We start from the raw sequence: 9,143 nt of genomic DNA on the forward strand, positions 1-9,143 counted from the left end.
GGGTGCGCGGGTCTCTGGAAGATGAGGCGTCGCTGGCCAGGCTGGTCAGCGGCGCCAGTGCAGTCATCCATTGCGCTGGCCAGGTGCGTGGTCGCAGCCGCGTAGTGTTTCAGCGCTGTAACGTCGAGGGCACCCGGCGCCTGGTGCAGGCAGCCAAGGCCGCCGGTTGCGAGCGTTTCCTGTTGTTTTCTTCGCTGGCTGCCAGGTACCCGCACCTGTCGTGGTACGCCGAGTCCAAGTTCGATGCCGAAGTCGCCGCCCTCCAGGCGGCCGCCGACATGCCCATCAGCGTTTTCCGGCCTACGGCCGTCTATGGCCCAGGCGACAGCGAATTGCAGCCGGTGCTGTCGGCACTGCTGCGTGGCTGGCTGCCCCGGCTTGGCCATGCCAATGCACGGCTGTCGTTTCTGCATGTGGAAGACCTGGTCCAGGCCACCCTGCACTGGCTGGACGCGGAGGCCATTCATGCCGTGCGCTACGAAATCAATGACGGCGCCAAGGATGGCTACGGTTGGAAGCAACTGGCAGCCATGGGGGCGCTGATACGCGGCGGGCCGGTGCGTCTGATCGGTGTTCCCACCGCCTTACTCTTGCAGCTGTCACGCCTGAACCTGGCCTGGCATCGCCTGGCAGGTGGCGAGCCCATGCTGACGCCGAGCAAGGTCAACGAGCTTATCCATCCCGACTGGTCATCCAGCAACCGCCTTATCTCGAAGGACCTGGACTGGTACCCGGCCATCGAGCTTGAACACGCGTTGCGTGAACGGTTGTTTTGATCCCACTTTCATACAGATATCAGACTCTTTTTATGTTGAAGCGCGAAGTCGTCACCGACTACATCCTGGAATGCCTGAGCGGCTTGACCGCCGACAAGCAAAGGCCAGTAGGCCTGCACAGCAACCTGATCGAAGACCTGGGCCTTGAGTCCATCAAGATCATGGACTTGCTGATGATGCTGGAAGACCAGTTCGACCTGTCTATCCCAATCAATATCCTGATCGATGTCAGCACGCCCGCCGACCTCACCGATGCACTGATGATCTACCTGGAGGAGCATCATGGGGTTGTATGACGGTTTCTCCCGCCTGGCACAGGAGCGCGAAGCGTTCCAGGACGGCGGCCTCAACCCTTTTGGCACCTGCATCGATGAGGTCCACTCCGCCACCCAGGGGAGCATCGGCAATCGTCGCGTCATTTTGGCCGGTACCAACAACTACCTGGGCTTGACGTTTGACCCTCAGGCCATTGCCGCCGCCCAGGCTGCCCTGGTCGAGCAGGGCACTGGCACCACTGGTTCGCGCATGGCCAACGGCAGTTACGGCGGGCACGTGGCGCTGGAGCAGGAGTTGGCGGCGTTCTTCGAGCGGCCATCCGCCATTGTCTTCTCCACCGGTTACGTCGCTAACCTGGGCGTCATCAGCGCCCTGGCGACTCCCAAGGCCGTGGTGCTGCTCGATGCCGATTGCCACGCCAGCATCTACGATGCGTGCGCCCTGGGCGGGGCGCAGATCATCCGCTTTCGTCACAACGACGCTGCGGACCTTGAGCGACGCATGGTGCGCCTCGGCGAACAGGCCAAGGATGCGCTGATCATCGTCGAAGGCATCTACAGCATGCTCGGTGACGTGGCGCCACTGCAGGACATCGTCGAGATCAAGCGCCGCCTGGGTGGCTACCTGCTGGTGGACGAGGCGCACTCCTTCGGCGTGATGGGCCAGACTGGCCGTGGCCTGGCCCAGGCGGTGGGCGTCGAGCAGGACGTCGATATCATCCTCGGGACGTTCAGCAAGAGCCTCGCGGCCATCGGCGGCTTCGCGGTGGGCAATGACCGCGGCATGGAAGTGCTGCGCTATGCCAGTCGCCCTTATATCTTCACTGCCTCGCCGTCGCCATCGGCCATTGCCTCCGTGCGTTCGGCGCTGCAGACCATTGCGCAAGCCCCTGAGCTGCGCGACAAACTGTGGCAAAACGCCCATCGTCTGTACAACGGCCTGGCAGCGTTGGGTTATCAGGTAGGCCCGCATGCCAGTCCGGTGGTGCCGGTGATGATCGGCACCAAGGAACAGGGCATGCGCTTCTGGCGAGCGTTGATCGAGCACGGGGTGTACGTGAACCTGGTGCTGCCGCCGGCCGCGCCTGCGGGCATCACGCTGGTGCGGTGCAGTGTCAGCGCGGCCCATTCGGAACAGGAAATCGACGCCATGGTGGAGGCCTTCGCCGCCCTGCGCGACAGCGATATCCTGGAGTCGGTGGCATGAGAATCATCCTGGCGTTCGGTAAATCCTACCCCCTTCGCACAATTTTGATGCTGTTCAGCCTGGTGGTTGCCGGTGTGGTGGAGGGCGTGAGCCTGACTACCATGCTGCCCCTGGTGTCGGTCGTGCTGGGTGACGGCGGCCACTCAAGCATAGTGGCCAGCCATGTTGCCAGTGTGCTGCACAGCGTGGGACTGGAGCCCACCATCACCGTACTGTTGATTATTATCGTCGCCGGTATGTCCTTGACCAGCCTGCTGATTCTGCTGGCCAACCGTCAGGTGGGCTACACCGTGGCACGCGTTGCCACGGACCTGCGTGTTGACCTGATCAATGCCACGCTGGGCAGCCGATGGGAGCATTACCTGCGTCAGCCGGGCGGGGCCCTGGCCAACGCCGTGGCCACCGAGGCGTACCGTGCCGCGACGGCCTACGAGCACGCCGCCAACATGGTGGCCCTGACGATTCAGGCCATTGCCTACGCCATCATTGCCTTAGTGGTGTCCTGGCAGGCCGCCTTGGTGTGCATTGCCCTGGGCCTGGTCATTTTGCTGGCCTTGCGGGGCCTGGTGAAAACCTCGCGCAAGGCCGGCAAAAGCCAGACCGGGCTGATGCGCGAACTGCTGATCAACCTGAGCGACACCCTGGGTTCGGTCAAACCGCTGAAGGCCATGGCCCGCGAGGACATCGCCGATTCGCTGCTGCGCAGCCAGGCGACTGAGCTCAACATCGCCATGGAAAAGGAAGTCAACAGCCGCGAGACCCTGCGCGCCCTGCAGGAGCCGCTGCTGGCGCTGCTGGCCGCAGGCGGTCTGTACGCCGGCCTGGTGATCTGGACGCTGCCGATGTCCTCGGTGATGGTGCTGATCTTCATGGTCGTGCGCGTGCTTGGGCTGATGCACAAGGCCCAGCAGCGCTACCACCGCATGGTCGGGCAGGAGAGCGCATTCTGGGCCCTGCGCGAGGCGGTGGAAGAAGCCGAGGCCCAGCGTGAACCCGCCGGCGGCAGCCTCCAGCCAACGTTGGCGCGGAACATTGCGTTCGATCGGGTTTCGTTTACCTACGGCGGTCGACGCATCCTTGATGAGGCCAGCGTGAGTTTCGAGGTGGGGACGATGACAACCCTGGTCGGCCCGTCGGGCACCGGCAAAACCACGGTTCTTGACCTGCTGTGCGCTTTGCTGGTGGCTCAGGACGGCCGCATCAGCGTGGATGGTCAGGCGCTGGCCGATCTGCAACGGCGCAGCTGGCGCCGGATGATTGGCTACGTGACCCAGGAAACCCTGCTGCTGCACGACAGTGTGCTGGCCAACGTCACCCTGGGTGAACCGTCACTGACCGAAGCCGATGCCGAGCATGCGTTGCGTCAGGCCGGCGCCTGGGAATTCGTGCTGGGCCTGGATCGAGGTCTGTACACGCGGGTAGGGGAGCGGGGCGGCCAACTGTCCGGTGGTCAGCGCCAGCGGATCATTATCGCCCGCGCGCTGGCGCACCGGCCCAGCCTGCTGATTCTGGACGAGGCCACCAGTGCACTGGACGCCGAATCCGAAGCCGACATCTGCGCCACGCTCAAGGCGTTGACGCCGAGCATCACCATTATTGCCGTGTCGCACCGGCCGCGCCTGATCGAGGTGGCGGACAAGGTTGTCGAGCTGGTCGAGGGTAAATTCAAAGTCGTGACAGGTGGGCATGCGCAAGTGCCGCGTCCTGTTCTGAGCCACGGCACGGGAGGTCGCTGAAATGTCGATGAACCATGAGAACGAATTGGCACCAGTGATCGCCTTTGTCGGCTGCGACGGTGCGGGCAAGACCACCGTTTCCGACGCTATCCTGGCGTGGATGCGTGAGTCCGGACAGGTTGAAAGCTGCCATCTGGGCATTCAATCCAAGGCCCTGGGCGAGAAGCTGGTGGGTTTGCCGATGGTGGGGGGCGTACTCAAGCGTCTGATTGCCAAAAACTCGCCGAAAACAGTGTCGCCAGGCGAAGCGTCGCCAAGCTCGATCGAGGCGCCGAGTACCCTGGCGGCGGCCGCGATTTTTCTGCTGTCCGTGCGGCGTTGGCGGCGCTATCAGAAGATGATGTCGCTGCGACGCCAGGGTGTTGCGGTGATCGCCGATCGCTTTCCGCAAATTGCCGTGGCCAAAATGAAGATTGATGGCCCGGGCCTCAGTGGTCTACCGCATCGCAATGCGCTGGTGCGCTGCCTGGCACGTTGCGAACGCTTGCTGTACTGCTACATGGTGAGCTATCGCCCTGACGTGGTGATTCGGCTCAATGTCGATCTGGAAACGGCCTACAAACGCAAACCGGACCACCGCTACGCGTCGTTGGCCGCCAAGATCGCGTTGGTGCCGCAGCTGGAATACCAGGGCAGTCCGATCATTGATCTGGACAGTACCCAGCCCCTGGACACCGTCATCGACCAGGCCAAGCATGCTATCAGCGCATGCCTGTCCCGCCAGCGCGCCGTGTAATGGCCAGCCTTAGCGCCTTCCGGCGCCTGGCGCCCTTGGTCGCCATCATCGGCCCGGACGGTGCCGGCAAGACCACCACGGCGCACTACCTGTGCTCGGTCATTGCCAATAGCCAATATGCCTATCTGGGGCTGGGCTCCGGGGCGTTGGGGCTGAAGATCCGGCAGTTGCCATGGATAGGCGCGATGCTGGAGCGGCACCTGTCCGCCAAGGCCAGTCGGGCTCGAACGCCCGGCGAGCGTATTCCCGGGCCTGTCACGGCCGCGGTCATCTACCTGTTCGGCAGGCTGCGCTGGCGGCGTTTCCTGCGCATGCTGCAGGTGCGCGAGAGCGGGCGGTTGGTGATCTGTGACCGCTATCCCCAGGCGCAGATCGCCGGGCTCAACGATGGCCCAGGTTTGTCGGCCGCCCACGCCGCGGGCTGGTTCAGCGCATTGCTGGCTCGGCGTGAGCGCGACCTCTACATCGAGATGGCCCAGATACCGCCCACGCTGGTCATCCGGCTCAATGTGGACGCCCACACGGCCTGGGGGCGCAAGCCCGACCATGACCTGGCCCTGATCGAACGCAAGGTGGCCGCCACTGCGGCCTTGACGTTCCCCGGGGCGCGAGTGGTCGAGGTGGATGCGCGCTTGCCGCAGGCTCAGGTGCACGCCATTTGCCGTCAGATCATCGAAATACTGCTCAGTGAGACCCCGGACTTTTCCTCAATTCTTGAACCGCAGGTTACACGCGTTGAATAAGCCTATGCCCCATCTCGGCGCCCAGCCCCTTGCGAATGCCTCTGGCACACCGCTCCTGCGCCGTTCCAGTGCCTGCTCTCTGGCCGTCATGTACCTGTTTTTCTGGTATTTTTCCGGCCCCCTGCAATGGTTGATCTACCATGCCGGTGTCGCCGGCCTTGGCGGCTTCTGGCAAGCCAGCGCGGCAAGCCTGCTGTGGCTGATCCCGCCGTTGCTGTTTCCGCGCTGGACACGGCCCATCGTCGGGTTGACAGGGCTGGTGTTGTGGATGTGCTCGCTGACCGCGCTGGCTTACTTCCTGATCTATGGCCAGGAGTTTTCGCAAAGCGCGATCTTCATCATGTTCGAATCCAACATGAGTGAGTCCAGTGAGTATATTTCCCAGTATTTTTCCTGGTCTAAATTGGCCGCGCTGCTTGCCTACACCGTCATCGCGCTGGGGTTATGGCTCAAGGTTCGCCCCGTTGCGTTCTCGGGGCGTACCAAGGTGGTGGTGTGCCTGCTGATTGCCTTTGCATCGGTGGGCTACTCAGCCCTCCATGAGTACCGCAAGCGTGGCGACCTGGACATGCGCATCGGTAAGTTTCAGCAGAATCTGCAGTCGGCGTCGCCTTGGCAGATGGTCATTGGCTACACGCAGTACCGTCAGCAATTGGCCGATATGGCAAGTATGTTCGAGGACTGGAAAGCCATTGCGCCCTTGCAGCATCTGCGGGATGCCCATGCCGGGCAGCCAGCGACAATGGTGTTGGTTATCGGCGAGTCGACTGACCGCCAGCGCATGAGTCTGTACGGCTACACTCGCCAGACCACGCCACAACTGGATGCCTTGCTGCCCGAGCTCGACGTGTTTGATCAGGTAGTGGCGCCGCGACCGTATACCATCGAAGTGTTGCAGCAGGTGTTGACCTTTGCCGACCAGGAGCATCCGGACCTGTACCTGACGACGCCTTCGTTGATCAGCGTGATGAAGCAGGCCGGTTACAAAACGTTCTGGATCACCAATCAGCAGACCATGACCCAGCGCAATACCATGCTCACCACCTTCTCCAAGCAGGCGGACGAGCAGGTCTATCTGAATAACAACCGGGATCAGAACTCCACCAGCCAATACGACGAAGACGTGCTGGAGCCGTTTAGCCAGATCCTCAAGGACGAGGCACCGCGCAAGCTGATTGTCGTGCACCTGCTGGGCACCCACATGAACTACCGCTACCGGTTCCCCAAGAACTACGCGCGCTTCCAGGACCGCGCCGAGGTACCGCGCTATATCACGGACAAGACGCTGCACAAATACAACGACTATGACAATGCCGTGTTCTACAACGATCACGTAGTCAGTTCGTTGATTGATCGCTTCAAGCGCACCAACCCCCATGGCTTTCTGGTGTATTTGTCAGATCATGGTGAGTCGGTGTACGACCCGGTGGCCCCGCATATGCTGGGGCGCAATGAAGAGGCGCCGACGTGGCCAATGTACACCGTACCTTTCCTGGTATGGCGCTCGCCGAGCTGGAAGGAGGACAGCCCGCTCGATCTGCACGATGCGCTGCACCGCGAGTGGACCACGTCGCACTTCATTCACACCTGGGCGGATCTGGCAGGGCTGCGCTTCGACACGTTCGAACCGTGGAAAAGTATCGTCAACCCGGCCTATCGCCGAGGCCGGCTGCTGATTGGTGACCCCCACCAGCCGGCCAAGCTGCGTGACTTCAACACGCTGGGCAGCGCGCCTTGAATTGCCGGCTAAGGGGCAGTAGTGGCCGCCAGGTTGCCCATGTGCTGCTCCAGCCGGGTGCGCAACCAGCGCTCGGCCGGGTCGTTGTCCGTCAGGCTCAGCCAGACCATGGACAACTCCAGCGGCGGCACCTCGAACGGGCAGGGGTCGTCGCGCAAGTTGCCCCACCCTAGCAACGCCTTCGCCGCATAGTCGGGGCAGCTCGCCAGCAGATCGGTACCGTTGAGGGCCGCCGGCAGCGAGCTGAACTGCGGGATCGACAGTACCACCTTGCGGTCGCGGCCGATTTTAGCCAGGCATTCATCGACGATGCCGTGGACATTGGCCGTGTAGGAGACTTGAACATGGGGGAGGGTACAGAACTCGTCCAGGGTCAGAGGCGTGTCAGTGTTATTGGCGCGCAGGATGCGTGGTTCGATGCGTCTGAGCAATTTGCGCTTGGCATTGGCGGGAAGTTCGCGGGTCTCGGTAATGCCGACGGTGATGTCGCCAGACGCCAACAGGTCGGGAATGCGCCAATAGTCGGCATGCTGGATGATCACGACCACGTTGGGGGCTTCATCGCGCAGCGCCGCCAGAAAGGGCGGCAGCAGGGCGAATTCGACGTCGTCGGAAAGGCCGATCTTGAAAGTCAGGCGGCTTTCCAGCGGATCGAACTGGTGTGCGAGGCTGAGCGCTGTGGCCATGGCATCAAGGGCGGGCGATAGATGCCGGATGATTTCTTCGGCGCGGCGAGTGGGTTCCATGCGGTGACCTACTCGAACAAACAGGGGGTCATTGAACAGCGTTCGCAACCGCCCCAGTGCTGTGCTGACGGTTGGTTGGCCCAAATACATTTTTTCGGCGACGCGGGTGACGTTTTGTTCCTGCATGAGCGCTTCGAAAATGACCATCAGGTTGATGTCGGATTTTCGCAGTTCATTTCGATTCATGGGCGCCTTTCAACTGCCGTGCAAGTCAGCGCATGGCAGTGCCTGGGAAGTTGAGCGAAGGAGTGTCTGATGGTTGAGCTAGACGCACTCAGGGCCTTGGAAAGTATTTCAAATTGTTACAGGGCGCGAAACTTAGCATGTGCTTTTCAGCGGCACCATGCCGCTTTCTGGAATGCCTAGTTACCGTTTTCGCAACAATAGTGAGCGATCGTTATTAGGGGGCAAAGACGCAACGGTGTTTTCCGCCTGGCGCAATAAAAGCAGTCGGCAGGCGCCGTAGAGCGCCCGCGCTTAACAGGGTGTGTCGATGATTGAAAGTGTCTTGCGTGTAGCACGCTGCCGTTGAACCTGTCTGTCAACTTTTGCTGCTCAAGCGTCGAGGATATAAACATGTTGTTGGTGGACCGTATGTTCAGGATCCCGCTGGAACAGCTTGCCGCCGAAGTGCAGCAAGTGCTCCATGGAGACGCTGGCGAGTTGACGGCATTTGTGATGTAGCGAGCCGGTTTGCAACCATCGCCGTATGCCCACAGGTGATTACCCGAGACACCTTGCGCATGATCCAAGACCGTATTGATCAGAACGTAGCTCGGCTACAACACGGTCATGCGGGCAGCGGTTGCCGTTGAAGATCGGGAGGAGAGGGCGTTATTCAGTAATCCTCCAGTCGATTACCTGGTAGTGAGTACTGCGCACACTGGTAAAAGGAGAGCGCGGTGGGGTAACGGCGAATACAGCACGCCCTCAAATATGCCCCCGCGTGTGACAATCCACTGGAAGTGAATGGGTCTCCATGGAACGTGAAAACGCAGAAATGATCAGATGAACAGCCTGTCCGACGACGGCTAAAGACTCTCAGGGTCCCCAAAAAACATCTGAATCCGCGACCGCAACCAACGCTCACCCGGATCATTGTCCTGCGAGCCCCGCCATGCCATGTGCAATTCGAACGAGCGCACCGGCAGTGGGGGATCCTCGGCGCGCAAGCCGCCCGCCGCGG

General features: G+C 61.5%; 8 protein-coding genes and 2 pseudogenes. 8 read left to right on the plus strand and 2 right to left on the minus strand.

Annotation, left to right across the window (positions count from 1 at the left end; translation table 11 throughout):
* Window positions 1-2 precede the first annotated feature (2 nt).
* The 7 genes from L9Z73_RS19280 to cptA are packed head-to-tail and all read left to right on the plus strand — an operon-like array spanning window position 3 to window position 7,211.
* On the plus strand, window positions 3-776 hold the full coding sequence (locus tag L9Z73_RS19280; protein ID WP_247404155.1) for an NAD-dependent epimerase/dehydratase family protein: 774 nt from the start codon (window positions 3-5) through the stop codon (window positions 774-776).
* Between the two features lie 32 nt (window positions 777-808).
* Window positions 809-1,072, plus strand: coding sequence for an acyl carrier protein (locus tag L9Z73_RS19285; RefSeq protein WP_017845645.1), 264 nt, complete (start codon window positions 809-811; stop codon window positions 1,070-1,072).
* Entirely contained in the window at window positions 1,059-2,258 is a 1,200-nt protein-coding gene (gene spt / locus L9Z73_RS19290) for a serine palmitoyltransferase (RefSeq protein ID WP_247404158.1), read from the plus strand. Before L9Z73_RS19285 ends, spt begins: the two co-directional genes overlap by 14 nt.
* Window positions 2,255-3,994, plus strand: coding sequence for an ABC transporter ATP-binding protein (locus L9Z73_RS19295; RefSeq protein WP_247404163.1), 1,740 nt, complete (start codon window positions 2,255-2,257; stop codon window positions 3,992-3,994). Before spt ends, L9Z73_RS19295 begins: the two co-directional genes overlap by 4 nt.
* A gap of 1 nt (window position 3,995) precedes the next feature.
* On the plus strand, window positions 3,996-4,730 hold the full coding sequence (locus tag L9Z73_RS19300; protein WP_247404166.1) for a nucleoside triphosphate hydrolase: 735 nt from the start codon (window positions 3,996-3,998) through the stop codon (window positions 4,728-4,730).
* Window positions 4,730-5,473, plus strand: coding sequence for a hypothetical protein (locus tag L9Z73_RS19305; RefSeq protein WP_247404168.1), 744 nt, complete (start codon window positions 4,730-4,732; stop codon window positions 5,471-5,473). Before L9Z73_RS19300 ends, L9Z73_RS19305 begins: the two co-directional genes overlap by 1 nt.
* A gap of 4 nt (window positions 5,474-5,477) precedes the next feature.
* Window positions 5,478-7,211, plus strand: a complete 1,734-nt coding sequence (gene cptA / locus L9Z73_RS19310; RefSeq protein ID WP_247404170.1) for a phosphoethanolamine transferase CptA — start codon at window positions 5,478-5,480, stop codon at window positions 7,209-7,211.
* Between the two features lie 8 nt (window positions 7,212-7,219).
* On the opposite strand, the gene L9Z73_RS19315 is transcribed toward cptA, so the two are convergent.
* A complete protein-coding gene (locus L9Z73_RS19315) occupies window positions 7,220-8,143 on the minus strand; it encodes a LysR family transcriptional regulator (RefSeq protein ID WP_247404172.1) in 924 nt (307 codons plus the stop codon).
* Between the two features lie 476 nt (window positions 8,144-8,619).
* Between L9Z73_RS19315 and L9Z73_RS19320 the strand changes: the two are divergent.
* Window positions 8,620-8,772 (plus strand): annotated as a pseudogene (locus L9Z73_RS19320) (type II toxin-antitoxin system HipA family toxin); the annotation flags it as partial.
* A gap of 216 nt (window positions 8,773-8,988) precedes the next feature.
* Here the strand turns inward: L9Z73_RS19320 and L9Z73_RS19325 are convergent.
* Window positions 8,989-9,143 (minus strand): annotated as a pseudogene (locus L9Z73_RS19325) (LysR family transcriptional regulator); the annotation flags it as partial.

Source organism: Pseudomonas emilianonis (assembly GCF_023072625.1).
GTDB classification, from domain to species: Bacteria; Pseudomonadota; Gammaproteobacteria; order Pseudomonadales; family Pseudomonadaceae; genus Aquipseudomonas; species Aquipseudomonas paraveronii.

Coding starts and splice junctions, on each gene's coding strand:
- L9Z73_RS19285 (WP_017845645.1), top strand. CDS start 809: ATGTTGAAGCGCGAAGTCGTCACCGACTACATCCTGGAATGCCTGAGC.
- spt (WP_247404158.1), top strand. CDS start 1,059: ATGGGGTTGTATGACGGTTTCTCCCGCCTGGCACAGGAGCGCGAAGCG.
- L9Z73_RS19295 (WP_247404163.1), top strand. CDS start 2,255: ATGAGAATCATCCTGGCGTTCGGTAAATCCTACCCCCTTCGCACAATT.
- L9Z73_RS19300 (WP_247404166.1), top strand. CDS start 3,996: ATGTCGATGAACCATGAGAACGAATTGGCACCAGTGATCGCCTTTGTC.
- L9Z73_RS19305 (WP_247404168.1), top strand. CDS start 4,730: ATGGCCAGCCTTAGCGCCTTCCGGCGCCTGGCGCCCTTGGTCGCCATC.
- cptA (WP_247404170.1), top strand. CDS start 5,478: ATGCCCCATCTCGGCGCCCAGCCCCTTGCGAATGCCTCTGGCACACCG.
- L9Z73_RS19315 (WP_247404172.1), bottom strand. CDS start 8,143: ATGAATCGAAATGAACTGCGAAAATCCGACATCAACCTGATGGTCATT.